Source organism: Stenotrophomonas sp. PS02300, assembly GCF_029959395.1.
GTDB lineage: Bacteria > Pseudomonadota > Gammaproteobacteria > Xanthomonadales > Xanthomonadaceae > Stenotrophomonas > Stenotrophomonas maltophilia_AD.
This window is the reverse complement of the sequence record NZ_JASCOP010000054.1, coordinates 1-25,032: the sequence shown is the minus strand read 5'-3', so window position 1 is coordinate 25,032 and position 25,032 is coordinate 1. Positions and strand designations below refer to the sequence as shown.

The following is a 25,032-nucleotide window of genomic DNA, read 5'->3' as shown; positions in this document are numbered from 1 at the left end:
CCCTGCGTGGCTGCACGTCGTTCCGGCACCGCGCGCTGCCACGCAGGGCGTGGCTCTACGCGGAACTCCAAAGGTGCCGACGCGGCGTCGGCACCCTGAACATTTCAGCCCGCCAGCTCGGCCTCCAGGCTGATCGGCACCGCGCTCAGCGCCTTGGATACCGGGCAGTTCTGCTTGGCATCATCGGCAATGGCACGGAACTGGGTCGCGTCGATGTTGGGAACCACCGCTTTGACCTTCAGGGTGATCTGCGACAGCTGCGGGCCGCCTTCCATCGACAGGTCGACCTTGGCTTCGGTGTCCAGCGAGGTGGGCACGAAGCCGGCCTCGGTGAGCTTGGCCGACAGCGCCATGGTGAAGCAGCCGGCATGTGCGGCGGCGATCAGTTCTTCCGGGTTGGTGCCCTTTTCATCGCCAAAGCGGCTGCTGAAGGCATAGCGGGTCTTGTCCAGCAGGCCGCTCTGCGGCGTGCTCAATTGTCCCTTGCCTGTCTTGAGGTCACCTTCCCAGTGCGCAGTGGCGTGACGCGAAATGCCCATCGTCGGATCCTTAGTGGGTGAATGGCAGCACCAGCGTAGACCGGCAGGCGTTAGCACCGTGTCTGGCCGTGCCGGCCTGCGGCGTGCGGCCGCACCTGGCCACCCCCTTGCCAGGCACGCGTCACCCTCGCGGTGTTGCAAAGTGCTGTTTTCAAGGCATTTCCGCACGATCCCTGTCCGCCTGCCTGGCCCGGCCAACCGCTCCCACCCCGCCGAACGGACCGTTTTTTTGGGCATGTCCTGATGCACTGCAGTAACCGCAAACGCAGAAAAGCCGAATATTTATGCGTTTGCCTATTGGCGCCGCCGCATTGTTGCCCTACATTTCGCTTGCCGATGGGTTCGGCGCGACCACACAACCAACCGATCACGGAACAGGAAACCATGGCAAAGACCGCTAAGAAGGCTGCCCCGAAGAAGGCAGTGAAGAAAGTCGCTACGAAGGCCGCCGCAAAGCCGGCCGCTCCGAAGCCGATCAAGGAAGTGCTGACCAAGTCCGGCCTGGTTGCACACATCGTCGAAGCCTCTGGCGTTGTCGCCAAGGACGTCCGCGCTGTGCTGGCCTCGCTGGAAACCGCAGTGGCCTCCTCGGTGCACAAGAAGGGCGCGGGCAGCTTCACCCTGCCGGGCCTGCTGAAGATCACCACCGTCAGCGTCGCGGCCAAGCCGAAGCGCAAGGGCATCAACCCGTTCACCAAGGAAGAGCAGTGGTTCGCCGCCAAGCCGGCCACCACCAAGCTGAAGGTGCGTCCGCTCAAGAAGCTCAAGGACGCTGCGCTCTAATCAGCGCGCTTCCTGCAGCACCCGGACGGGACGGCCATGGCCGTCCCGTTCTCTTTTGGGGCAGCGCACGCGCAGCGAAACACAGCGTTGCCAAACCCTGCCTGCGCCGGGTACGCCCGCGCAGACCCAGCTGCCACGGCCCTCGCGGCCACTACGCGCAAACCCGGAACGTACAAGGTGGAACACTGCGTGCGGCCGCGCCTGTCGCCCGGCCCCGTCGCCACGCCTAAGGTGGGCCCATCCCCCCACAGTGCACCGCCATGGCCAGCCCCTCGCAACGCTATCGCATCACCGTTACCCCGATCGAAAAGGACGGGCTGCAGTGCAGCGGACGCTGCACGATCGAACTGGAACACCGCGCCCAGCAGGACTGGATGCGGCTGCTGGAAGCGGCCCGCCGCCCGGCCGGCCTGAGCGGGGACGAACGCGCCGCAGCCATCGTCGCCACCCAGCTGCTGCAGGACCTGGCCCAGCGCCATGCCGACGAACCCACGCACCCGCTGACCGCGCTGCAGCCGAAACTGGACGAGGTGCTCAGCGCCCTGGATGCGATCCAGCGCACGCCCTGAACCCCCGCTACACTCTCCCCTCCACCGGGGAGGGTGTGCCATGCGTCGAGTCGTGTTCCTGTTGCCGCTGCTGTTTGCCGGATGTTCCTGCCAGCCCGATCGGTCGCCCACGGAAACGCCCGCAGGCACAGCGGCGACCGACCCTGCCGCCACATCCGCCGAACCGGCTCCGGCGCAGGGCGAAGGCCTGGCCGCCATGGCCCCGCCGGTATTGAGCGCGGTGGCCCCGGATGCGCCGAGCGAAACCATCACCGTCCGCAACTACATCTACGCCCTGCTGGGCAGCGACCGCAAAAGCTCCGATGCGTTCTGGAGCGGCGGCCACACCAGCGCACGCCCGGATGACGCCGTGCTGCGCAGCATCCCGCAGCTGCGCAACCTGCGCGTGGACACCGACATTCCCATTGCCCGCGATACCGCCCAGCCGTCGCGCCTGCGCGAGGTGCCGGTACGCATCCGCGCGATCACCGCCGAAGGCACCTTCCATTACACCGGCTGGTACCGCCTGCAACCGCGCCAGGACGGCAGCGGCTGGGAAATTCTCAGCGCCTCCTTGCAGCCCGCGCTCGATTGATCGCGGCGCAGCCACGCAGGAGCCCATGAAGCGCCGATTCAGGCCAACGCGCTATCGTGTCGGGGTCTCCCACCAGCGCCCGGCCACCATGAAGCTACGCCCCGTGTTCACCCGCATTGCCGCCTGTGCCGTCCTGATTGCCGCCGCCGTCGGCGCGCAGGCCGCGCCGAGCATTTCCGGCCGCGAACTGTCGGTCGGTGCCACCGATGTCCAGCAATATCTGGACGGCAGCTTCCCGCGCACCCAGGACGCCCTGGGCGGCCTGATCGCGATGACCATGAGCCATCCCAAGCTGACCCTGCCGCAGGGCAACCGCCTGGATCTGGGCTTTGACGTGGCGCTGGCCACGGCCGGCGGCGCGCCGGCCCCGCTGGGCAAGGTCAAGCTGAGCAGCGGCCTGCGCTACGACGCGCAGACCCAGGGCTTCCACCTGGACCAGCCCACGGTGGACGACTTCGTCCCGGCAAACAACGGCGGCAAGCTCGATTCGCGCACGCGCGGCCTGCTCAACACGTTCCTGGTCGATTACGCCCGCCGCGAGCCGATCTACAAGATCGACCCGACCGTGGCCGCCCTGCTGGGCGCGCTGCAGGTGCAGTCGGCCCAGGTCCAGAACGGCAAGCTGGTGGTCACCTTCAACCAGGACCTGGGCGCACTGGTGCCGGCGGGCGTGCTGGGTAGATAAGGTCACCCGACCAACGGTCGGGCGCTACCCGAAACGGCAAACGCCTGCGACGTTTACCGTTTCGGTTGCAGCATCGTGCCGGTGCACTTCTTCGAGCCGCAGCGGCACTCCCAGATCTTCTTCAGGCGCGCGGTGTGGCGCTCGGCCAGGGTGATGCCGTAGTTGTAGGTCAGCTCATCGCCCGGCTTGATGTCCTTGATGGCCTCGATGAACACCTTGTCCTCGCGGCGGTTGTCGCCCTCGGCTTCCTCGATCACCGCCTCGCAGTTGGGGTCGCAGCTGTGGTTCAGCCAGCGGGCGTCGTTGCCCTTGTAGTTGGCATCGATCACGTAATCGTCGTTCAGGGTGAACAGGAAGGTGTGACCGCTTTCCACATCCCCGGTATCATCGGCATCCACGTCGGCGTGGCTGCGCAGCAGGCCCTTGTACTGGATGACCCGCTCACCCTTCTTGAGCGGCGCCAGCGCGAACACGCCATTGCCGTGAATGGTGGACTTGCGGGCTTGGATCTTCTTGGGCATCTGGCTGGCCGTTACGTTGGGATGCTCGATTCTCGCTTAATCGCCGTGATCGTGGCCAGCTGAACAGGACGGGTTGGACGACCGGGGATAAAAGCGTACAATTTCAGTCCGCTTTATGGCTCTGCCCTCCCCATGCTCCGCGTCACCAAGCTTACCGATTACGCCACCGTCGTCCTGACCGTCCTTGCCGCTCGCCCGGGCGAGGTACTCAGTGCGACCGAACTGGCCGAATTTGCCAGCCTCGAGCCGCCCACCGTGAGCAAGCTGCTCAAGCCGCTGGCGCAGGCCGGGCTGGTGGAAGGCCTGCGCGGCGTGCGCGGCGGCTACCGGCTGACCCGCCGCCCCGACCAGATCAGCCTGTTCGAGATCGTCGAAGCCATGGAGGGCCCGCTGGGCCTGACCGAGTGCGCGCACGACCACAGCCAGTGCGGGCGCGAGCTGCAATGCGGCGCGCGCAGCAGCTGGCGGATGATCAACGACGTGGTGTCCGACGCACTGCGCAAGGTCACCCTGGCGCAGATCCTGCCCCCTCTTCCCCTTGTTGACGCCCCCCGCCGCGTGATCGCGGCGGATGTCGTCTCCTGATCCACAGGCAGCCCCCATGGCCACCGATACCCTCGACACCGTCGCCCCCGGCGACACCCCCAACCGCGAGATCCACGAGCAGCTCGGCCGCAAGTACTCGGCCGGCTTCATCACGGACATCGAATCGGATTCGCTGCCGCCTGGCCTGGACGAGGACACCATCCGTGCCCTGTCGGCCAAGAAGGAAGAGCCGGAATGGATGACGCAGTGGCGCCTGGACGCCTACCGCCACTTCCTGACCATGCCGATGCCGAACTGGGCCAAGCTGCAGATCGCCGCGATCGACCTGCAGGCGCTCAGCTACTACTCCGCGCCCAAGGGCCCGAAGTACGCCTCGCTGGATGACGTGCCCAAGGAACTGCTGGACACCTACGACAAGCTGGGCGTGCCGCTGCACGAGCGCGCCAAGCTGGCCGGCGTGGCGGTGGACGCGGTGTTCGACTCGGTCTCGGTCGGCACCACCTTCCGCAAGGAACTGGCCGAAAAGGGCGTGATCTTCTGCTCCATGTCCGAAGCCATCAAGGAACACCCGGCGCTGGTCAAGCAGTACCTGGGCAGCGTGGTGCCGGTGGGCGACAACTACTTCGCCGCGCTGAACTCGGCGGTGTTCTCCGACGGCAGCTTCGTGTTCATCCCCAAGGGCGTGCGCTGCCCGATGGAACTGAGCACCTACTTCCGCATCAACGCCGGCCACACCGGCCAGTTCGAGCGCACCCTGATCATCTGCGAGGACAAGGCGTACGTGTCCTACCTGGAAGGCTGCACCGCGCCGATGCGCGATGAGAACCAGCTGCACGCCGCGGTGGTCGAGCTGGTGGCGCTGGAAGATGCCGAGATCAAGTATTCGACCGTGCAGAACTGGTACCCCGGTGATGAGAACGGCGTTGGCGGCATCTACAACTTCGTCACCAAGCGTGCCGAATGCCGTGGCGCGCGCAGCAAGGTCACCTGGACCCAGGTTGAAACCGGTTCGGCGATCACCTGGAAGTACCCGTCCTGCGTGCTGCTGGGCGATGACTCGGTGGGCGAGTTCCACTCCGTGGCGCTGACCCACCACCGCCAGCAGGCCGACACCGGCACCAAGATGATCCACATCGGCAAGCGCACCAAGAGCAAGATCGTCAGCAAGGGCATCAGCGCCGGCCGTGGCCAGAATACCTACCGTGGCCTGGTCAAGGTGGACCGCAATGCCGATGGCGCGCGCAACTACACCCAGTGCGATTCGCTGCTGATCGGCAAGACCTCCGGCGCGCACACCTTCCCGTACATCGAGGTGAAGAACCCGAGCGCTACGGTGGAGCACGAAGCCACCACGTCGAAGATTTCCGATGACCAGATGTTCTATTGCCGCGCGCGTGGCATCGACCAGGAAAACGCGGTTTCGATGATCGTGGATGGCTTCTGCAAGCAGGTGTTCCGCGAGCTGCCGATGGAGTTCGCGGTGGAAGCCAAGAAGCTGTTGGAAGTCTCCCTTGAAGGTTCCGTGGGCTGATACGCCGCGGCTTCGTTTTGCATTTTTGCCACGCAGGGCGTGGCACTACGCGGCCTTTGGTTCGCATATTGGAAAGAACATCATGCTGAAGATTGACAACCTCCACGCCCGCATCGGCGACAAGGAAATCCTCAAGGGCCTGTCGCTGGACGTGAAGCCGGGCCAGGTGCACGCCATCATGGGCCCCAACGGCGCGGGCAAGTCCACGCTGGGCAACGTGCTGGCCGGCCGCGAAGGCTATGACGTCAGCGAAGGCGGCGTGCAGTTCGAAGGCCGCGACCTGCTGGAGCTGGCGCCGGAAGAACGCGCCGCCGCCGGCCTGTTCCTGGCCTTCCAGTACCCGGTGGAAATCCCCGGCGTGAACAACACCTACTTCCTGCGCGCCGCGCTCAACGCCCAGCGCAAGGCGCGTGGCGAGGAAGAACTCGATTCCATGCAGTTCCTCAAGCTGGTGCGCCAGAAGCTGGCCGTGCTGCACCTGAAGGATGAGCTGCTGCACCGTGGCGTCAACGAAGGCTTCTCCGGTGGCGAGAAGAAGCGCAACGAGATCTTCCAGCTCGCCGTGCTCGAGCCGAAGCTGGCGATCCTGGACGAGACCGACAGCGGCCTGGACATCGACGCGCTCAAGAGCGTGGCCGACGGCGTGAACGCGCTGCGCTCGCCGGACCGCTCCTTCCTGGTCATCACCCACTACCAGCGCCTGCTCGATTACATCAAGCCGGACGTGGTGCACGTGCTGGCTGACGGCAAGATCGTGCAGAGCGGCGGCCCCGAACTGGCCCTGGAACTGGAAGCCCACGGCTACCACTTCCTGAAGGACCGCGTGGTGCCGGAGGCAGCGGTCTGATGAGCGCCCTGCTCGATTCCCTCGCCGCCGGCTTCTGCGGCAGCGACGCCCGCCGCGCCGAGCTCGATGCCGCCCTGCAGGCCGGCCTGCCGGGCCCGCGCAGCGAAGCCTGGAAGTACACCTCGCTGCGCCAGCTCGAACGCCGTACGTTCCAGCCCGCGCCGCTGGCCGCGCCCGAGATCGACCCTGCCCTGCTGGCCGACATTCCGTCGCCGCGGCTGGTGTTCGTCAACGGCCGCCCGTCCGCCGCGCACAGCGATGTGTCGGCGCTGCCGGCCGGCGTACAGGTGCAGACCCTGTCCTCGGCGCTGGCCGCCGGTGAGGAAGCCCTGCGCTTCCTGGGCCGCCGCTTCGAGCGCAGCGAAGAGGTCTTCGCCCGCCTCAATGCCGCCCTCGCCGATGAAGGCGTGCTGGTGCGCGTGGGCGACGGCGTGCAGGTTGAAACCCCGCTGCAGCTGGTCTTCATCAGCGCCGCCGGTGGCAGTGACCTGGCCTGGCATCACCGCCACCTGATCGAACTGCGCGCCGGTGCCGCGCTCGGCGTGGTCGAGCATCACCTGGATGCCGGCGATGCCGCGCACCTGGGCAACACCCTGGTGCACGTGCACCTGGCCCAGGACGCGGTGCTCTCGCACGCCCGCGTGCAGGCCGATGGCAGCCGCGCCACCGCGCTGCTGCGCACCGATGCCGTGCTGGCCCGCAACGCGCAGTACCGCCGCGTGGACCTGGAGCTGGGCGCCGCGCTCAGCCGCCACGAACTCAACGTGCGCCTGGAAGGCGACAACGCCCAGCTGACCGCCAACGGCGTGCTGCTCGGCAACGGCCGCCGCCATGTCGATACCCGCCTAGGCATCGAACACATCGCGCGCGATACCGCCTCGGAAATGGTGTGGCGCGGCGTGGCCGCCAACCGCAGCCGCGTGGTCTTCCACGGCGGCATCCACATCCGTGCCGGCGCCGATGGCACCGACGCCAACCTCTCCAACAAGAACCTGCTGCTTTCGGCCGACGCCGAAATCGATACCCAGCCCACGCTGGTGATCGACGCCGACGAGGTGAAGGCTGCACACGGCGCCACCGTCGGCCAGCTCGATGCCAACGCCCTGTTCTACCTGCGCTCGCGCGGCCTGCCGGCCCAGCAGGCGCAGCAGCTGCTCAGCGCCGCGTTCTGCCACGAGCCGCTGAACGTGCTCGACGCGCGCCTGACCGAACAGCTGCGCCGCCAGCTGGACCTCGCGCTGGCCAAGGCAGGCGTGGCATGAACCTCTCCACCCCGCGCCCGGTGGCCGACCCAATCGCCGCCCCCGACTGGGACCGCGTGCGCCTGGACTTCCCGCTGCTGATGCGGGAAGTGCACGGCAAGCCGCTGGTGTACTTCGACAACGCCAACACCGGCCAGAAGCCGGTGCAGGTGATCGGCGCGGTGGATGAGTTCTACCGCCGCTACAACGCCAACGTCAGCCGTGCGGTGCATGCGCTGGGCACCGAGGCCACCGACGCCTACGAAGGCGCGCGCAGCAAGCTGGCGCGCTTCCTCAACGTGCGCGCCAGCGAACTCATCCTGTGCAGCGGCACCACCTTTGCCATCAACCTGGTGGCCTATTCGTGGGCCCTGCCGCGGCTGAAGGCCGGCGATGTCATCCTGGTATCGCGCATGGAGCACCACGCCAACATCGTGCCGTGGCAGCTGGTGGCCCAGCGCACCGGCGCCACCATCCGCGTGGCCGAGATCACCCCCGAAGGTGCGCTGGACCTGGATGCCCTGCGCAAGGCCATGACCCCCGAGGTCAAGCTGCTTGCCGTGGCCCACGTCTCCAACGTGCTGGGCACGGTCAACCCGGTGCGCGAGATCTGCCGGGAAGCACGCAAGCGCGGCATCATCACCGTGGTGGACGGCTCGCAGGCCGTGCCGCACCGCAAGGTCGACATTGCCGCCATCGGCTGCGATTTCTACGCCATTACCGGCCACAAGATGTGCGGCCCTACCGGCACCGGTGCACTGTGGGCCAAACGCGAGCATCTGGATGCCATGCCGCCGTTCCTGGGCGGCGGCGAGATGATCAAGGAAGTCAGCTTCGAGGGCACCGTGTTCAACGATGCCCCACACAAGTTCGAAGCCGGCACCCCGAACATCGCCGGCTTCATCGGCCTCGGCGTGGCGGTGGACTACCTGGAATCATTGGGCCTGGAGCATGTGGAAGCGCGCGAAAGCGAGCTGCTGGCGCACTTCACCGAAGAACTGAACAAGATCGACGGCCTGCGCATCTTCGGCACCACGCCGGACAAGGCGGCGGTGGTCTCCTTCCTGATCGAAGGCGCGCACGCGCACGACCTGGCCACCCTGCTGGATCTGGAAGGCGTGGCCATCCGCTCCGGCCAGCATTGCGCGCACCCGCTGCTGCAGTACTACGGCGTGGCGGCCACCTGCCGTGCGTCGCTGGCGTTCTACAACACGCACGCCGAGATCGAGCGCTTCATCGCAGCGCTGAACAAGGTTCGCAAGCTGCTGGGCTGATCGTGCCTGATCGCAACTCCGTCAGCCGCTGCTCAATGGCTCGACACGAGTGCGATCAAACCGATCAGAAGCAACGACGCACTACTGAGCACGACCAGTCGCAGCGTCAGTCGTTGCACCCCTGTCAGATCCGAGCCGTGTTGCGAAAAAGCAAGTAACCAGACCCCGCGCCAACACGCGAACCAGCCGTCAATGTGCTTGATGCCGACTTGCTCCAGCTTTTCTGGCCTGTATTTCTTAAGCCAGAACAGCAATTTGAGGGTGGCCATGGTGCTCACCCAGATCGTTATTGCAATAAGTGCAAGAAGCACGGGGTATCGATCAGACATCTCGTCAAGGGTCATCGGTCGGGCACCAAAGTGTCGTAGAGCATAAAGTCACCAAAGGGATGAAATGCCTGGGAAACCAAAGGGTAGTTCTCCGCGCCTGGATCCGCCGTGTGCACGCCCGAAATCGCATACAGCTTGTCCAGCAACTTACTGAAGTCCGCCACGCAAGGCCTCCTTCATTCCTGGCGCCGTACTCCCGGCCTCCTCCAATGAGATTTCGATCCTGGCAATGGACGTCCACTTCATTTGATGTCCTGCAGGTCCAGAATGACATCGCCGAATGTCTCACGCTTCACTGGCACAGGAAGACGCAATGGACGGACCTCAAGGGGTGCATGAAGCTCACCGAGAAGAAGATCATCGGTAGTGCCGTTCCTGGGCGTGACCCTGAAGGTTCCAGTCACTGAAACCCAGGAATACGCAAACTGATCGAAGATCCGCTCCTGAACGTCAACGGGACCTCGCAGGCGCAGCGCCACTTCGTCGGTTGCACCCGCATCGAACAGTTCCTTGCTGGAAGACAGCACGAACAGCCCCCTGGAAACGCCGAGATAGCCTTCAACCCGCACCGCGTGGCCGTCGAACCGGTTCGAGTGCTCTGCAAGACCGCGGAACGTCACCCGGCAAGCGACTTTCTCATCTGCAGCACACTGCGACGGCTTCGGCGCCGCGTCTCCCGGAACAGCGGTACATGCCGCCAGAGCGGCGACTGTCAACAAAAGCGTGGCAACCATGCAGACAAGCTTCACTTGATGCCCTCCTTTGCCTAGAACTGAAAGCGTGCGCGTGTGCCGATGGCCAACGCGATGAGTGGCCCGGACAGGATGCGCGCAATGTCTACGGCCAGTGCACGCAGGGGCTGTCCGGCCGCGCGTGCCACCCGCGAGTAGCCGAAGAATCCTGCGAACCGTCCGCTGAGAGCCGCCTTTGCGTAGTAGGACTTTGCCATTCCGTAATCTGGCGGATCGGACTCTTCAAACCATTGTGCGAAGCCCAGCAGGAGTTCCGGGGTTTCCTCATATCCCGCAGATATCTCAAGGAACCTGAGGGACTGGGGAAACTCCTTCCTCTTCAGGGTTACGCGCGCCAAGTACAGGAACGTGACGGCGTTTGGGGCGATCAGTGAAGCCCTTCGGTAGCTGTCAATTGATCTATCCAGATCAACGGAGACGTCCTGACCGCCGTCTTCGAAGACCATCCCACGGCACGAGTACCCGTCAACGCGATCCATCTCGTCTTCGGATCTGATCAATTCCTCTGCAAGCGCAAGCGCCTGAGCCGCCTGCCCTTTTTCAAGGAGGCGAACCCCGATCCTGAAGTTCTGATGGACCTTTCTCATGACTGAAAAACTCCTGTCAATCTCGCCTCGGAGATGTGCCGAGTCTGGGCGCTGGCCAGTCAGTTCAACGTTCAATGGTGGCCCGTTCCAGCACCCCCATCCGGTTCGAATCAACCGGATCAGCGTGAGGGCTTCCAACGCCATCCCGTATCCAATGGAAAACCCCCGTCACCCGCAGGAATCTGAGGTCCTCGGGCAGATCCTTCGGTGAAAACCTGTCACCGCCCACATTCCTCCCCGGATACACGACCAGGGAGCTGGCGGAATCCCTGAGCCTCATCGCTTCAAGGGTCGGAAAAAGGAGAACAACGTCGTTCACCTCATCCACCCACGCCCCAACCGACACCTTCATCCCGTCAAATCGATCCGGAGACGCAAGAATACTCGCGAGCGACGTCCAGTCGTGCCTAGCGGCCAACACAGCCATTCAAGCGACCTTTGAGGCTGGCATGAACTCCTTCGATATCGTATCGCTCCAGATCTTCGTGTGAACCCACGCGCCCTGCTCGTTCCAGCCACTTCATGGCTTCGCCGCAGTTCTGCGGTCCACCGCGTTCTCCCAAGTACACAGCCAAAGATCTCATGGCGCCCACGTCCCCCTGCTTCGAGGCAATTCTCAGCCAGGGAAGTGCGAGCTCAATGTCCGCCTCACCGAAAGCATAGTGATCGGCAACCCGCATCGCAGCCGCCCTGTTGCCACCATTGGCGAGCTCCGTCTGCACTGCGAGGTCCTCGCGGGACAGGTGAAACGGGGCCGCCGTGGATTCCAGCGCGACTGGCGACTGAACAGCGGGGGGCATGGGAGGAACGGCCTCTGAGCGGTGACAGCCTGCAAGAGGGCAAAGAATCAGGATCGTCATAAGCATCCCGGTCAACTCTGTGTTCGACAGGCGAACCCCGACCTCGACGTTTTGATCGACCTTTCTCATTGTCTCGAAAATCCTCTCATGATCGCCCTGGAAACGCGCCAAGGTTTGGGCACTGCCAGTTGACCATTCCCTTGCATGCCTTGTCGCCCATGGCTATGACAACGGGGCAAGCAGCCCATCAATATAGTCACCAAGACCGACCACATCGTCGAAACCACCGATCAAATCGTCGTCCATCACCTTCCTGACTTCCGCCACCCCGCCCAGCCTTTCCACCACGGATCGCATGAAGCCCAATTCCCCCATGAACAGCGTTGTATCCTGATCCAGCCGAATGATCCATTGCCGGTCGAGAGAGAATACGTAGTGGTCGCGCAGGAAACTGTCATTCTCGTCCCAGTACGTGCGAATGGATTCCATATCCGGCTTGATGTGGACGCCGCTCAACAGATCAGAGGCGTTCCTGTACCTGACTGCACCGAGTCCCGAAGGATACCCGGTCGCTTGGCTGTGTACCGCCATCCAGCGTTCCCACACGCTATCCGGTGCCAGATCCTCATAGGAGGTTCGGTCAAAGGCCATTCCAGCCCAGCCCTGGATCGCGAAGGGCAGATCAGGGGGCATCGTCGGCAATACGATGGACTCGATGAAGTTCAGCCAAGCAGCCGTCGGGGAGAGCCCAAGGGCTTCCGGGGAATGATCAGCCATCTCGTCCACGCTCATCGTTGGGGACAAGGTCAAGATCTGGCGGCACCCCTGCCCCCTGGATCACCACGCTGAACTGCTCTTCGGCATTGTTTCCATAGCAGTCCACGAGTATCACGACCCCGGCAGCTTCAGCGTGGAACAGGGCCGAGTCCTTGGTGAAGGCCGCAACTGCCACCATGGAGGTGACGGCAAATCCGCTCACGGGCGCAAATCCAAGATAGTCCTTCTCGTGAAAGCCAATCTCGCCTTCAAGGAGACCCAGTCTGTGCTCGACGCACTGCATGACCCTGAGCGCTTCGGCCAGGCCGACATAGGCACGTACGAGGCCAGGGGCATCGCGAATATCCCGCGGCCACACAAAGTCCCCCTCGAATGACCTGGCCCGGAAGTCCTCGGTACGCAGGCTGCAGGAGGCCGCTTCATTGATGGCCTGGACCAGAGCAGCGCCGTGGCGTAGCCGCAGGTGCGCGCGCTCCCTCTCATCGGCCAGCAACATTCGCCGCTTACGCACCTCATCCCAGCGATCGTTCTCCACTTTTTCCGCCCTCGAGTAAAGCTGTTGTCACCTCAAAGACACCGCCGATACCGAGTTCCGCTACAACTCGCGCTTCCATTGTGCGATGTCCCCCGGAGCGTCTTCGAGGAGAGCCGCGCCCACGCGCGTTGCGTTCGAGGCGTCAATTGCAACCCTCAACGTCTCCCTCTGCCCAATCCCTCTCGAGTACACCAGGGAACCTTTCAGCAGCAGATCATCCTGCAAGCGCTTCAAGATCGCTTCGAGCCCAGTTCGATGCGCTTCCGCGAGGTGATCCCATGCAGGGAACCAGGCATGCAGATCGGGAGCAGCCTGTGCACTTTCCAGAAGCGAAGCAATGCACAGATAGGCCGCCGCCGATATCTCCACGACAGCATGGAGGCGATCGTCTTGCCCACCATCCCAGGCGATTACCTTGAAATAGCAGTAGTCAGCGCCAAACGCCTGCCTGGCGACCCCTTCGGTCACTCCATCGTAGTACCCAAACGCGATAACGCCCGTTACGTCCAATACTGCCTCCCTTAAGCAATCCTGATCGCCCGCCGGATCCGACCTTCCAATCAGACCACCGGTTGGCCCGCATTCCTGACCCAGCCATGAAAGCCCGACATCCGACGTCCAATGAGCGTACCGAAAACCGAGCAGGCGAAGCTGGCGGCACTACTGAGGATCAGCAGGAAGGGGGAACCAAGGTAGATGCCCATCAACAGGGAAACCGCCAACGACGAGCACTCGACATGGACGATTCATTGAAGTCCGAATACGCCCATCACGGCGAAGAGTGCGTAACTAGCGAACAGCGCGCGGAATGCCCAGCGCTGCGGGGGCCTCAGTCCGGCACCACCCGAGGTGAATCCCAGTCTGGCGAATCCGCGGTAGCACCGCAGTCCGAAGTCAACCCGCCCTATCCCAACCGCCTGCAGCAGATCAGGTCGATTCCGTTCAAGCACCCTCACGGTGCGCCAGACCCAGATCGTACTGACGATCGCCATCAGGCAGACGATGGCTACAAACACCTTGTGCGATTCCACGAACGCTTGATTCATTCACCCCTCCGGGGGTTGCAGGTACCCTTGGCCGAAAACTCATTGGGCGTGGCATTCGCATAGGTCATCACGGATTCGGTGCCATCCAACTCGGTTTCCAGATTGTCTGCCACAAGAACTTCGTACGCACCCACCTGCGCGAACGCTACTACCTCTTCCTTCCGACCTTCCGCATTCCAGTAGTAGCCCGTCGCTTTGGATGGATCGATCCTTAGACGCCCGCCCTCCCTTGAAACTCCCTGGCACAGGAAGTCCGCCGATGCCAGCATCACGAACCGCTTGTCGGGCGTGACTACGGCGACCTCGACAGCGCTCGGCCCGGCAAGTGCAAACGACAATGCGCCATTGTCATTCCACAATGCGCGTGATTCCTCCGGCGCTGACGGGGGAAGGTACCGGCCCTCCGAAATATCGCCCCCGCATCCAGCCAGCGGCAACAGGCACAGAGAACCCGCCCACCAGCGGAGCCTGCTCATGGCTTCCTGCACTCAGCACCCAGCACGGTCGACAACAGCACCCCGACGACGCCGAGACACCGCGCCGTTCTCCCTTCCCCGCGTTGCCTCTTGAGACCCATCCGGCGCCCTCCCTGACCGTATGTATGGCCCCATCGGCCGGTGAGGTCAAGAGACCGCCGGTCGAGGGTATGCAATCGAGGCAGCAGCTGATCACAGCGGACGAACTCCTTACTCCTAAGGAACATAGACGAGTACAACCTGGTACATGTACCCGTCCTGGCCTTCCCGGACATGCACTTGAAGGACAAGATCGCTCCGTCCTTCCTCTCCAGTGTAAAGATCCACCAAGACCTCCCAGAATTCTCCGACCCAGATGCATACGGATGAATCCCATGACGCTTCAGGCAACCCAATCAGATGGGCACCATATTCTTGAATGTTTGACTTGATACGACCCCAGGCATCTGGCGTGCGAAATGAAACGCGAGGAAGCTGAGGCTCATCCCCGATGACCAGCGCGTCCACAATTGAGGACAGGGTCGGGCGCCATGCGTCGGGGACGCGCGACTCCCTCTCTCCATCCTTCACAACCTTCACTGCATTCATGAGTAGTCCTTGGAATGCAATCTTGCAGCCCAGGCGTCTGCTCAGGGACGACCAACCGCCGACAAGATAGCGTCGATTCCAACAATTGCGCAGACACGAAGCGCAGCCTCTCGGACTTCGGACGCTGTCAAAAGCGGCGGCACAGTTCCAACGATTGGCGTCCCCGGTAGAGTTCGAGAAACAGTACGCGCTAAACGGCTGACGACCATCTACAAAACCCCGGGCGATTCATTTTTATGCTGAATGGATGCCTCTTCATAGTCCAGGACGCCCTGCCCGGCAAAGCACTCCAGAAAATTCACCACACCAGAAAAGTTGACGTCTGGCGGGACATCGACGGAAAAGAAGGACGGGACATTACTCAACTCCGTTGCACAACCCAAGCCAGATAGCTTGCTTCTAAGCTCAGCTACCCGATCAACCTCGTATACGATGACTCGAACCGTAGAGTGTCCGCCTCCCGCCAGACATTTCTGGAATGTCAACTGTCCGTCCACATGCGACGCAGCAACAACATCACCGGAACTAATCAGATTTACATAGAAGGGAACGTTATCCACACGATAGCTGCCATCACTGAGAGGGATTGCCCAAAGATTCTCCCAATCCACGGGAGGATACCCGTCATCCCCACAGGGCAACTTGAATGCGACTTTCACGTACTCTGCTCTATTCATGGCAATCGCTCTTTTGGCGGACCCCACTCGCTCCTACTACCGTTGTCCAAATTACACTGACTGCAGAGCACTTGTCAGACCATCCCGAGCAGCCACCAGCGTTGCACGAGCGAACGCGATAGCCAACATCACATTGAACCCGGATGGGAGCCTTCTTGGTCGAAAGCCAGGTTGCCGTGTGGAAGGCCGGGGTAACGGGTGGCAACACGACCGTTACGGTTGCGATACCTGAGAACGGACTGCAGCCCGCGCGCGCTTGCCGGCCATGCGACGAAGCGCGTATGCCATAATGAGAACCCTTCTCATTAATGTCACTGGATGTCGTCGGTCGCCCCCAGTGCCGCGAGCACCTCACCGCTGCACGCATACCTGCAGGCCCCGCCGGGCCATGCGCGGGCACGCGCCTCGTTCACCGAACGCCATGCGCGCACGCTCGCTGGCAGCCTGACCGTGCTGGCCCATGCTGCCGTCATCGCGCTGCTGCTCTGGACCCACGTTGCCAGCACGCCGGTGCTGCCGCCCCCGCCGGCCGACCGCACCCAGCTGGTGCTGCTGCCCCCGCGCGCGCCGGAAGTACCGCTGGAAGACATCGTCGCGCCCACCCCCAGCACGGCCGCCGCGCTCCAGCAGCAAAAGCCGGAACCCCCGCGCGAGCTGCCCAGGACGCCGCCCCGCGAGACGGCCCGCTGGGTGATCCCGCCACCGACCCCGCCGCAGCCCAAGCCGGATTCGCCAGCGCCGCTGCAGCAGCAGGCCTCGGTCGCCGCGTCGCCGCCCAGCCCACCGCTGCCGCCCGGCCCCAGCGAGACCACGCCCGGACGCGACAGCTGGGAAGGCCGGGTCATGGCGCGGCTGGAACGCTTCCGTCGTTACCCCCACGCCGCGCGGGCGCGCCGCCATGAGGGCATCGTGCAGGTACGGGTGAGCCTGGCCCGCGATGGCCAGTTGCTTGCGCTGGCGGTGGAGCAGAGCTCGGGCTACACGATGCTGGACCAGGCCGCGCTGGATACCTTCCGCCGGGCGGCACCGTTGCCGGCCGTGCCGGATGACCGGCCGGCACCGGTGGAACTGTCGTTCCCGGTGGAGTTCTTCATCCGCTGAGCGCCCGCGCAGGCGTGCTATTCGGTCAGCGCCGTGCGCATCTCGCGCTCGATCTGTTCGACCAGCAGCAGGTTGGCGTGCACCGGCTCGCGCTCATAGGCGCGTTTGGCCGCGTCCTGGGCTTCGCCCAGCAGGCGGAAGCGCGCCTCGGCACTCTCCACCACCCGCGCGGAAGCGAAACGCGACGCCGCCTGGTAGTAGAGCTCCTGGACATCGCCCAGGTCGCGCGCGCGCTGCCGCCAGCGCGCGGCCGGCACATCATTGCCGGGGGTGGCTTCGTAGTGCGCGATCAGCCGCTTGATCGCCACCAGGTCGTCATCCTTGGCGGCGGCGGTCACCACGGCCAACTGGCGGGGCGACAGGTAGCGGTCGTCCGTCGGGGGGCCTTCACCGCAGCCGGGCAGCGCCAACAGAAACACGCAGGACAGGAGAATGGACTTCATAGCCGCACGATCCTGACAGTGCCTGGCCCGCACGGCCAACGCACCGTTCCTATCAAAAAGCCGCATTGCATAGGCAGCGCCACTGCTACCCGCCACCGGCGCCCCGCTCTAGAATGACGGCATGAGCACCCTGACCTTCCGTGCGGCCACGCTGGCCGACATTCCCGCCCTCATCACCCTGGTCACCTCGGCCTACCGTGGCGACGCCAGCCGCGCCGGCTGGACCACCGAAGCGGACATGCTGGACGGCGCGCGCATTGACGCAACCGGCCTGCAAGCCGATATCGAGCGCCCGCGCAGCACCGTCCTGCTGGCCGAACGCGACGGCCAGCTGCTGGCCTGCGCGCATGTGGCCGATGACCACGGCAAGGGCTACTTCGGCATGTTTTCGGTGGACCCGGCCCAGCAGGGCGGCGGCATCGGCAAGCAGGTGATGGACGCTGCCGAAGCCCACGCCGCGCGCGAATGGGGCGTGCCGGTGATGCAGATGACGGTGATCGACATCCGCGACGAGCTGATCGCCTTCTACGAACGCCGTGGCTACCAGCGCACCGGCATCAAGAAGCCGTTCCCGTACGGGGATGAGCGCTTCGGCATTCCCAAGCGCGACGACCTGCGCTTCGAGATCCTGGAAAAGCCGCTGGCGGCCCACGCATGAGCGAGACCTGGACCTTCGTCTGCGCCACGGCCGAGCTGCTGCCGGGCGAGATGAAGAGCACCTTCGACGAGGTCACCGGTACGCTGATCTTGGTGTTCAACCTGGACGGCGAGCTGTACGCCCTTGAAGACCAGTGCACCCACGAGGAATTCGAGCTGTCCTCGGGCACGTTCGATACCGAGGAAGGCAGCATCGAATGCGTGCTGCACAGCGCGCGCTTCGATGTGCGCGATGGCCGTGCCCTGTGTGCCCCGGCCTATACGGCGGTGCCGAAGTTTCCGGTGAAGCGGGAGCACGACGCCGTGTGGACCCGCGACGACCGCGACTGATCTCACAGAACTGAATACCCGGTCCACGCCCGGGACCGGTTCTGTGACGCCTGGCACCAGGCGGCGGATGCGAATCATTATCGTTTCTGTTAATTTATTGTCATGGCCATCGCCCGTGACGCCACCGCTGCCCGCCCGTTTCCGCTCCTGCTGAGTGCGGTGCTGCTGGCATGCCTGCTGGTTGGCATCGTCGGCTGGCTTGGCGCTCACGGATCGAACCACCCTGCCCAGGCGCCCGGCCCCGTGGTCTCGGCAGGCTCGCCGCTGCAATCCGGAAAACCGGCACCCGACCGGCCGGACGTCAGCCTGCACGCCGCAGCGGTCGTGGAAAAGGATCCCGACGCCGGTCGCCAGGGCAAGGCGCCCGCGCATGCCACCGCGTCAGCAACGGCGGCACACCCGACCGCCACCCAACCGCCTGCGCCGTGGGGCTCAACCCCCATCCCCGCGCGCACGCTGCGTTCGCACCTGTCCCAGGCCCCACCGGCCCGCGCGTAGTTCCTGACTGCTTTTCCGCACGTCGCACCCCCGTACCCGATTCCCGTCCACGCCCCTGCGTGCGCGCCCCACGCTGCGCGCCCGGCGGCATTCCTCATTCCGTTTCCAGGTCTACCACCACCATGATCAAGAGCCGCAAGCATTCCTTCCCCACCCGCAGTGCCGCCAGCCTGGCCACCGCCAGCCTCGTCACCGGCCTCAGCCTGGCCATGCTGCCGGTGGCCGCCCAGGCCGAGTCGGCCAGTGACACCCCGCGCACGCTTGACCAGGTGCAGGTGCAGGCCGCCCGCGGCTTCAAGGTCGACAAGGTCGCCTCGCCCAAGTTCACCCAGTCCCTGCAGGACACCCCGCAGACCATCCAGATCATCAGCCGCGACCTGTTCACCCAGCAGGGCGCCACCACGCTGACCGATGCGCTGCGCAACAGCCCGGGCGTGGGCACGTTCTATGTCGGCGAGAACGGCAACACCAACACCGGCGACAGCATCTTCATGCGCGGGTTCGATACCTCCAGCAGCATCTTCGTGGACGGCGTGCGCGATGTCGGCTCGATCTCGCGCGATGTGTTCAACACCGAACAGGTGGAAGTGTCCAAGGGCCCGGCCGGCACCGACAACGGCCGCTCCGCGCCGACCGGTTCGATCAACATGGTGAGCAAGCAGGCCAACCTGCATGACGCGGTGAGCGGCACCGTGTCGGTCGGCAGCGACAGCCAGCAGCGCGCGTCGGCCGACTGGAACCAGTCCCTCGGCGCCACCAGCGCGTTGCGTCTGAATGCCATGTGGCAGGACAGCGACCAGCCGGGCCGTGACCACGTGAACAACTCGCGCTGGGGCATCGCCCCATCGCTGGCGTTCGGGCTGGGGACCAGCACCCGCTATATCCTCAACCTGCTGTACGTGGACCAGCAGAACGTTCCCGACGGCGGCGTGCCGACCCTGGGCCTGCCCGGCTGGACCCCGCAGCCCACGCTGGAACAGCTGGCCGGCCATCCGGTGAACCCGGAGAATTTCTACGGCACCCGCGCCGACCATGACGATGTCACCGCGAAGATGGCCACCTTCCGCATCGAGCACGACTTCAATGACAACGTGCGCCTGACCAACACCGCACGCTGGGGCCGCACCGACCAGGACTACATGCTCACCGCCTTCATGGGCACCGGCACGCGCGGTGCCAACGGCGCGCCAAGCGGCAACATCCGCTACACCGACCCGAACAACCTGGACACCTACACCATCGCGCGCAGCCTGCCGACCTTCAAGGACCAGCAGAACACCATCCTCACCGACCAGCTCAACCTGCGCGCGGACTTCAGCACCGGCGCCATCGTGCACAACCTCAGCACCGGCGTGGAGTTCACCCGTGAAGAGCTCAAGACCTTCGGGCAGGCGGCCACCAACGGCACCACCTGGTCGCCGGCCAACCTGTACAACCCGGACTGGAACGCCACCGGCCTGACCTGGGCGCACAACGGCGCCGACAGCCGCGGCAAGACCACCACCTCGTCGGTGTACCTGTTCGACACGCTGAACTTTACCGACAGCTTCCTGGTCACCGCCGGCCTGCGTGCGGACCATTACAAGACCGAGTACCAGAGCGCGGTGGTGTGCGGCGGGCGCGGCCCGGCGTGCGGCAGCAATCCGGTGGGCACGGTGATTCCCAATCCGTCGCTGGAGCATTCCGATACCCTGCTCAACTGGAAGCTGGGCGCGGTGTACAAGGTCGGCGACATCGTCAGCCTGTACGGCAACTACGCGTTGTCCCAGCAGCCCCCGGGCGGCAGCAACTTCCAGCTGAGCAGCTCGGCCAGCAGCGCCGACAACCCCAGCCTGGACCCGCAGAAGGCCAAGACGCTTGAAGTGGGCACCAAGTGGGCCTTCCTCGACGATGCACTGGCCTTCAACGTCGCCCTGTTCAAGACCGAAGTCAGCAACGAGATCAACACCCAGGTGCTGGACGATGCCGGCAATCCGACCCAGACCGGCAAGAAGTCGGTCCAGGGCATCGAGGTGTCCACCGTGGGCCGCATCACCGACAACTGGTCGGTGTCGGCCGGTTACAGCCACCTGGATACCGAAGTGGAGGAAGGCGCCAACGTGGCCGCCGATGGCACCCGCAACCTGACCTACACGCCAGGTGCGACCTTCACCAGCTGGACCAGCTACACCTTCCCGTTCGGGCTGACCGTGGGCGGTGGCGTGCGTTACGCCGGCCGCATGCACCGCGGTACCGACGGCGCGGTGGGCACCCCGGCGTTCACCAAGTCGTACACGGTGTACGACGCAGTGGCCTCGTATGAAATCAACGAGCACCTGGTGCTGCGCTTGAACGCCTACAACCTGTTCGACAAGGACTATGTGGCCGCGATCAACAAGAGCGGCTACCGTTACACCCCGGGCGCCCCGCGCAGCGTGCTGTTCAGCGCGGACTTCCGCTTCTGATCCACCAAGGACCCTGCCATGCTCCTGCACGTTCCCGATGTCCTCACTGCCGACGAACTGGCCCACCTGCAGCGCGCGCTTGCGGCGGCAGACTGGACCGACGGCCGCGAGACCGTGGGCGTGCAGGGCGCGCAGGTCAAGCGCAACCAGCAGCTGCCTGACGCCGCGCCGCTGAAGGTCGAGCTGGGCAGGATCGTGCTGGCGGCGCTGGAACGGCACCCGCTGTTCTTCGCCGCCGCACTGCCGCTGCGTATCCTGCCCCCGCGTTTCAACCGCTACCAGGGCGGTGGCGAGTATGGCTTCCATGTGGATGGCGCGGTGATGATCACTGACAGCCAGGGCGTGCGCAGCCACCTGCGCTCGGACGTGTCATGCACGTTGTTCCTCAACGCGCCGGAGGACTACGAAGGTGGCGAACTGGTCATCAGCGATACCTACGGCGAGCATGAGGTGAAGCTGCCTGCCGGCGACCTGGTGCTGTACCCGTCGAGCAGCCTGCACAAGGTCAACCCGGTCACACAGGGGGCGCGGCTGGCCTCGTTCTTCTGGGTGCAGAGCATGGTCCGCGACGATGGCGCACGGCGGATGCTGCTGGAGATGGATGGCGCGATCGAGAAGCTGCGCGTGACCGGCGGCGATCCGGGGGCGGTGCTGCAGTTGACCGGGGTGTATCACAACCTGTTGCGGCGCTGGACCGAGACCTGACGTTGTAAATCATTCCTATTTGCGTTTGTTACAACCGCTCTCTACAATCCCCGCCGCGCCAGGACTGCTGGTGCGCTGTCGAAGGGATCCCGTCTTGCGCCACCCCCACCGCCACCGCAGCTTTGCCCCCGCCATGCGCGGGCAGCGCCCGGCGTTGGCGACGGTACTGGCGTGGCTGGCCCTGCTCTCGATGCTGCTGGGCAGCCTGCCGCTGCTGGAACAGCGTCTGCCCGGCACCGCCTCTCTGGTGCTGCAGCAGCCAGCCGAAGAACGTCCCGGCGACAACCGCTTGCAGGAAGAAGCCCCGGCCAAGCCGCGCCGGATGGCCAGTGCCCGCCCGGCGGCCACGCCGCCGCGCCTGCCGCAGCCGCCGCTGACCGATTCTCTGGATGCCCTGCTGGGCACGCTGGCCGAGCTGCCGCCGCAGGTGGTGCCCACCATCGATTCCGCCCCGGCCACGCCGTTGCCGGCGCCCCCCGGGTTGCGCGTCCAGCGCGGCCAGGCCCCTCCGCAGGCCTGATCCCGCCCGCGTCCGCGTCGCCGCACCTGCACGACCGTCGCTGAGCGCACCGCTGCTGCCTGCCCCGCAGGCTCCTGACGATTTCCAGATTCCGCTGCGGCCCTCGGCCACGGCGTTCCCGCGTTCGCACCCTTTTCGAGGTACTTCCCATGGCCCAGCGCCATCGTCGTCGCACGTCCCTGTCCCGCTGCTCGTTGAGCGTTGCCCTGCTGGGCGCGCTCAGCGCCCCCGCCTTCGCCGCCGGCGATGTCGCGGGCGACCCCAAGACACTGGACCAGGTGGTGGTCACCGCCTCGGGCTTCGAACAGAAGATCACCGATGCCCCGGCCAGCATCAGCGTGGTCAGCCGCGAGGAACTGGCCAAGCGCCCGTACACCAGCCTGGTGGATGCGCTGCGCGACGTGGAAGGCATCGACGTGGGCATGGAAACCACCGACAAGAACGGCCGCGCCACCATTTCCATGCGCGGCATGCCGTCCGAATACACGCTGGTGCTGATCGACGGCCGCCGCCAGAGCAACGTGGGCCAGCTGTACCCGAACAACTTCGGCGGCGGCCAGTTCGCCTACCTGCCGCCGCTGGATGCGATCGAGCGCATCGAAGTGGTGCGCGGCCCGATGTCCACGCTGTACGGCTCCGACGCCATGGGGGGCGTCATCAACATCATCACCCGGCGCAACCAGGACAGCTGGCACGGCTCGGTCACCCAGGGCTTCACCGTGCAGCAGGACGACCAGTTCGGCGATGCGCGCACCACCGATGTGTACCTCACCGGCCCGCTGGTGAAGGACCGCGTGGCGCTGGCCGTGCGCGGCAGCTACTACGATGCCAAGGCGTCGAACCCGGAATGGGACGACCTGCCGCTACCCGACGGCACCCTGTGGGAGCGCAGCATCGGCTTCGGCGGCGGCGGCAAGGCGGTGGCCAACACCAACTGGAACACCGGCGTGCGCCTGGGCTTCACGATCAATGACGACCATGACCTGTCGCTGGATTACGACGTGTCGCGGCAGAAGTACGACAACAGCGAAGGCCAGACCGGCACGCTGGACAGCCTGGCCAGCCTGTGGCGCGTGGGTAATGCCACCATCCCGAACCCGAACGGCACCGGCACCCTCACCCGCCGCGTGGTGCAGCCGCGCGTGGGCTACACCGCCTACCAGCGCTACGAGCGCGACCAGCTGGCACTGAGCCACCAAGGGCGCTATTCGTTCGGCACCTGGCAGACCACGCTGACCCACACCAAGAGCAACAACCTGGGCCGCTCGCTGCCGCTGACCCTGGACGAACGCGCCGACCTGCAGACGCTGTGGAACGATGTCTGCCTGCGCACCGGCGCGGCCAGCAACTGCGCCGCCGGTGCCCGTAACGGGCTGTCGGCGTTGAACCCCACCGAGCTGGCGCGCCTGGAAGCATTCCTGCCGCGCCCGCTGCGCACCATGGAGCTGGAAGGCTACGTGCTGGACACCATGCTGGACATAAGCTTCGACGCGCACAAGCTGACCGTGGGTGGCCAGTACACCGATACCGACATGGTGGACGGGGTGTTTGGCATGGATGGCGCCGGGTACCGCGACAACGTCAAGCAGAAGCACCGCATGTGGTCGGTGTTCGCCGAAGACAACTGGGCGCTGACCGATGCACTGACCGCCACGGTGGGCGTGCGCTACGACGACCACAACATCTTCGGCAGCCACGTCAGCCCGCGCGCCTACCTGGTGTGGAACGCCAGCGATGCGTGGACCTTCAAGGGCGGCGTGAGCACCGGCTACAAGACCCCGCGCCCGGACCAGCTGTTCCCCGGCGTGACCGGCTTCGGCGGCCAGGGCGTGCTGCCGCTGGTGGGGTCGCCCAACCTGCAGCCGGAAACCAGCACCAACTATGAAATCGCCAGCTACTACTAGGGCGAGCGCTGGGGCTTCAACCTCACCGGGTTCTTCAACAAGTTCGACGACAAGATCGCCAGTGGTGGCACCTTCCCGAACTGCGAAGTGGCCCCGGCCGGCAGCGGCTACTGCGTGGATGTGGGCCCGGGCTGGGCGGCGCTGGGCTACAGCACCTTCAGCCAGAGCGTGAACATCGATACCGCTGAAACGCGGGGCGTGGAGGCAGCCGCGCACGTGGACCTGCTGGACAGCCTGCAGCTGCGTGGCAACTACACCTATACGAAGTCCGAGCAGACCAGCGGCGTGGACAAGGGCAAGCCCGTGGGCGGCACCACCACGCCGGCCAGGCACATGGCCAATGCCAGCCTGAACTGGCAGGTCAGCGAGGCGGTGAGCCTGTCGCTGATCGGCGAAGGGCGGTACGACCGGTACCGCGACACGCTGGTTGCCAATGTGGGTGGGGTGAGCTCGTCGCAGGTGCGGTATTACGACGACTACACCATCTTCCACCTGGGCGGCAGCTGGAACATCAACCAGTGGCTGACCGTGAACGCACGGGTGAACAACCTGTTCGACAAGGATTTCGTCTCGCAGTCGTGCGTGTTGATCAGCGACAGCGAGTACAACTGCGTGGACGATTACGCGACCAAGGACCAGCGGCGGAGCTACTGGATTTCGTTGAACGCGAAGTTCTGACGCCCGCCCGCCGCCCGACCAACGGTCGGGCGCTACCGGTAGGTACCGCCCGTTGGTCGGTACTTGCCGCCCCGC

32 protein-coding genes and 1 pseudogene are annotated in these 25,032 nt (G+C 64.9%); 17 read left to right on the top strand and 16 right to left on the bottom strand.

The genetic code is table 11. The annotated features are described in order from the left end of the window. Positions 1-104: 104 nt before the first annotated feature. Positions 105-539 carry an OsmC family protein gene (locus QMX79_RS11600; RefSeq protein WP_282246895.1) on the bottom strand — a complete coding sequence of 145 codons (435 nt, stop codon included), beginning with the start codon at positions 537-539 and terminating at the stop codon, positions 105-107. Between the two features lie 384 nt (positions 540-923). Between QMX79_RS11600 and QMX79_RS11595 the strand changes: the two genes are divergently transcribed. From QMX79_RS11595 to QMX79_RS11580, 4 genes are all read left to right on the top strand, one after another. After that, positions 924-1,322 carry an HU family DNA-binding protein gene (locus QMX79_RS11595; RefSeq protein WP_068854576.1) on the top strand — a complete coding sequence of 133 codons (399 nt, stop codon included), beginning with the start codon at positions 924-926 and terminating at the stop codon, positions 1,320-1,322. 260 nt (positions 1,323-1,582) lie between these two features. Beyond that, positions 1,583-1,891, top strand: a complete 309-nt coding sequence (locus QMX79_RS11590) for a DUF3861 family protein (protein ID WP_282246894.1) — start codon at positions 1,583-1,585, stop codon at positions 1,889-1,891. Between the two features lie 40 nt (positions 1,892-1,931). Then, positions 1,932-2,465: a hypothetical protein gene (locus tag QMX79_RS11585; protein WP_282246893.1), complete on the top strand. Its 534-nt coding sequence runs from the start codon at positions 1,932-1,934 to the stop codon at positions 2,463-2,465. An 88-nt stretch (positions 2,466-2,553) separates the two neighbouring features. Next, entirely contained in the window at positions 2,554-3,150 is a 597-nt protein-coding gene (locus QMX79_RS11580; protein WP_282246892.1) for a DUF1439 domain-containing protein, read from the top strand. A gap of 53 nt (positions 3,151-3,203) precedes the next feature. Here the strand turns inward: QMX79_RS11580 and QMX79_RS11575 are convergent, their stop codons facing one another. Continuing rightward, on the bottom strand, positions 3,204-3,671 hold the full coding sequence (locus tag QMX79_RS11575) for an SET domain-containing protein-lysine N-methyltransferase (protein ID WP_068854575.1): 468 nt from the start codon (positions 3,669-3,671) through the stop codon (positions 3,204-3,206). A 132-nt stretch (positions 3,672-3,803) separates the two neighbouring features. Here QMX79_RS11575 and QMX79_RS11570 point away from each other — a divergent pair, with 132 nt between their 5' ends. The 5 genes from QMX79_RS11570 (at position 3,804) to QMX79_RS11550 (ending at position 9,110) form a co-directional block, all read left to right on the top strand. After that, on the top strand, positions 3,804-4,256 hold the full coding sequence (locus QMX79_RS11570) for an SUF system Fe-S cluster assembly regulator (protein ID WP_282246891.1): 453 nt from the start codon (positions 3,804-3,806) through the stop codon (positions 4,254-4,256). A 16-nt stretch (positions 4,257-4,272) separates the two neighbouring features. Beyond that, positions 4,273-5,748, top strand: a complete 1,476-nt coding sequence (gene sufB / locus QMX79_RS11565) for a Fe-S cluster assembly protein SufB (RefSeq protein WP_184125138.1) — start codon at positions 4,273-4,275, stop codon at positions 5,746-5,748. Between the two features lie 82 nt (positions 5,749-5,830). After that, positions 5,831-6,595: a Fe-S cluster assembly ATPase SufC gene (gene sufC / locus QMX79_RS11560; RefSeq protein WP_068854574.1), complete on the top strand. Its 765-nt coding sequence runs from the start codon at positions 5,831-5,833 to the stop codon at positions 6,593-6,595. Further along, positions 6,595-7,857 carry a Fe-S cluster assembly protein SufD gene (gene sufD, locus QMX79_RS11555; protein WP_282246889.1) on the top strand — a complete coding sequence of 421 codons (1,263 nt, stop codon included), beginning with the start codon at positions 6,595-6,597 and terminating at the stop codon, positions 7,855-7,857. Before sufC ends, sufD begins: the two co-directional genes overlap by 1 nt. Beyond that, the gene (locus QMX79_RS11550) at positions 7,854-9,110 is read left to right on the top strand and encodes a cysteine desulfurase (protein WP_282246888.1); all 1,257 of its coding nucleotides are present in this window, start codon (positions 7,854-7,856) and stop codon (positions 9,108-9,110) included. The genes sufD and QMX79_RS11550 overlap by 4 nt, the downstream gene beginning before the upstream one ends. A gap of 32 nt (positions 9,111-9,142) precedes the next feature. Here QMX79_RS11550 and QMX79_RS11545 read toward each other — a convergent pair whose 3' ends face one another. From QMX79_RS11545 to QMX79_RS11485, 13 genes are all read right to left on the bottom strand, one after another. Then, entirely contained in the window at positions 9,143-9,454 is a 312-nt protein-coding gene (locus QMX79_RS11545) for a hypothetical protein (protein ID WP_282246887.1), read from the bottom strand. Continuing rightward, positions 9,451-9,603, bottom strand: coding sequence for a hypothetical protein (locus QMX79_RS11540; protein ID WP_282246886.1), 153 nt, complete (start codon positions 9,601-9,603; stop codon positions 9,451-9,453). The genes QMX79_RS11545 and QMX79_RS11540 overlap by 4 nt, the downstream gene beginning before the upstream one ends. Before the next feature lie 78 nt (positions 9,604-9,681). Further along, positions 9,682-10,188, bottom strand: coding sequence for a hypothetical protein (locus QMX79_RS11535; protein WP_282246885.1), 507 nt, complete (start codon positions 10,186-10,188; stop codon positions 9,682-9,684). Positions 10,189-10,205: 17 nt separating this feature from the next. Continuing rightward, positions 10,206-10,778 (bottom strand): hypothetical protein, encoded by a 573-nt coding sequence (locus tag QMX79_RS11530; protein WP_282246884.1) that lies wholly within the window; start codon positions 10,776-10,778, stop codon positions 10,206-10,208. A gap of 64 nt (positions 10,779-10,842) precedes the next feature. Next, positions 10,843-11,205: a hypothetical protein gene (locus QMX79_RS11525; RefSeq protein ID WP_282246883.1), complete on the bottom strand. Its 363-nt coding sequence runs from the start codon at positions 11,203-11,205 to the stop codon at positions 10,843-10,845. Continuing rightward, the gene (locus QMX79_RS11520; RefSeq protein WP_282246882.1) at positions 11,186-11,707 is read right to left on the bottom strand and encodes a hypothetical protein; all 522 of its coding nucleotides are present in this window, start codon (positions 11,705-11,707) and stop codon (positions 11,186-11,188) included. The genes QMX79_RS11525 and QMX79_RS11520 overlap by 20 nt, the downstream gene beginning before the upstream one ends. A 93-nt stretch (positions 11,708-11,800) precedes the next feature. Continuing rightward, entirely contained in the window at positions 11,801-12,364 is a 564-nt protein-coding gene (locus QMX79_RS11515) for a hypothetical protein (RefSeq protein WP_282246881.1), read from the bottom strand. Beyond that, complete coding sequence (locus QMX79_RS11510) at positions 12,348-12,890, bottom strand: hypothetical protein (protein ID WP_282246880.1); 543 nt, start codon at positions 12,888-12,890, stop codon at positions 12,348-12,350. The genes QMX79_RS11515 and QMX79_RS11510 overlap by 17 nt, the downstream gene beginning before the upstream one ends. Before the next feature lie 60 nt (positions 12,891-12,950). After that, positions 12,951-13,400 carry a hypothetical protein gene (locus QMX79_RS11505; protein ID WP_282246879.1) on the bottom strand — a complete coding sequence of 150 codons (450 nt, stop codon included), beginning with the start codon at positions 13,398-13,400 and terminating at the stop codon, positions 12,951-12,953. 236 nt (positions 13,401-13,636) lie between these two features. Beyond that, entirely contained in the window at positions 13,637-13,936 is a 300-nt protein-coding gene (locus QMX79_RS11500; protein WP_282246878.1) for a hypothetical protein, read from the bottom strand. Beyond that, positions 13,933-14,412 carry a hypothetical protein gene (locus tag QMX79_RS11495; RefSeq protein WP_282246877.1) on the bottom strand — a complete coding sequence of 160 codons (480 nt, stop codon included), beginning with the start codon at positions 14,410-14,412 and terminating at the stop codon, positions 13,933-13,935. The genes QMX79_RS11500 and QMX79_RS11495 overlap by 4 nt, the downstream gene beginning before the upstream one ends. A 216-nt stretch (positions 14,413-14,628) precedes the next feature. Beyond that, positions 14,629-15,000: a hypothetical protein gene (locus QMX79_RS11490; RefSeq protein ID WP_282246876.1), complete on the bottom strand. Its 372-nt coding sequence runs from the start codon at positions 14,998-15,000 to the stop codon at positions 14,629-14,631. 209 nt (positions 15,001-15,209) lie between these two features. Beyond that, complete coding sequence (locus QMX79_RS11485; RefSeq protein WP_282246875.1) at positions 15,210-15,659, bottom strand: DUF4265 domain-containing protein; 450 nt, start codon at positions 15,657-15,659, stop codon at positions 15,210-15,212. Between the two features lie 336 nt (positions 15,660-15,995). Here QMX79_RS11485 and QMX79_RS11480 point away from each other — a divergent pair, with 336 nt between their 5' ends. Further along, complete coding sequence (locus QMX79_RS11480) at positions 15,996-16,778, top strand: energy transducer TonB (protein ID WP_282246874.1); 783 nt, start codon at positions 15,996-15,998, stop codon at positions 16,776-16,778. 17 nt (positions 16,779-16,795) lie between these two features. Here the strand turns inward: QMX79_RS11480 and QMX79_RS11475 are convergent, their stop codons facing one another. Further along, complete coding sequence (locus QMX79_RS11475) at positions 16,796-17,221, bottom strand: hypothetical protein (RefSeq protein WP_282246873.1); 426 nt, start codon at positions 17,219-17,221, stop codon at positions 16,796-16,798. Between the two features lie 121 nt (positions 17,222-17,342). Here QMX79_RS11475 and QMX79_RS11470 point away from each other — a divergent pair, with 121 nt between their 5' ends. The 7 genes and pseudogenes from QMX79_RS11470 to QMX79_RS11440 all read left to right on the top strand — a co-directional run bounded on the left by QMX79_RS11470 (position 17,343) and on the right by QMX79_RS11440 (position 24,957). Next, entirely contained in the window at positions 17,343-17,879 is a 537-nt protein-coding gene (locus QMX79_RS11470) for a GNAT family N-acetyltransferase (protein WP_095363751.1), read from the top strand. Then, on the top strand, positions 17,876-18,208 hold the full coding sequence (locus QMX79_RS11465) for a non-heme iron oxygenase ferredoxin subunit (protein WP_282246872.1): 333 nt from the start codon (positions 17,876-17,878) through the stop codon (positions 18,206-18,208). Before QMX79_RS11470 ends, QMX79_RS11465 begins: the two co-directional genes overlap by 4 nt. A gap of 102 nt (positions 18,209-18,310) precedes the next feature. Next, complete coding sequence (locus QMX79_RS11460; protein ID WP_282246871.1) at positions 18,311-18,706, top strand: hypothetical protein; 396 nt, start codon at positions 18,311-18,313, stop codon at positions 18,704-18,706. A 122-nt stretch (positions 18,707-18,828) separates the two neighbouring features. After that, positions 18,829-21,150, top strand: coding sequence for a catecholate siderophore receptor Fiu (locus QMX79_RS11455; protein ID WP_282246870.1), 2,322 nt, complete (start codon positions 18,829-18,831; stop codon positions 21,148-21,150). Positions 21,151-21,168: 18 nt separating this feature from the next. Further along, a complete protein-coding gene (locus QMX79_RS11450) occupies positions 21,169-21,855 on the top strand; it encodes a Fe2+-dependent dioxygenase (RefSeq protein ID WP_282246869.1) in 687 nt (228 codons plus the stop codon). 94 nt (positions 21,856-21,949) lie between these two features. Further along, a complete protein-coding gene (locus QMX79_RS11445) occupies positions 21,950-22,375 on the top strand; it encodes a hypothetical protein (protein ID WP_336618865.1) in 426 nt (141 codons plus the stop codon). A 149-nt stretch (positions 22,376-22,524) separates the two neighbouring features. Beyond that, positions 22,525-24,957: pseudogene (locus QMX79_RS11440) on the top strand (TonB-dependent receptor). Positions 24,958-25,032 lie beyond the last annotated feature (75 nt).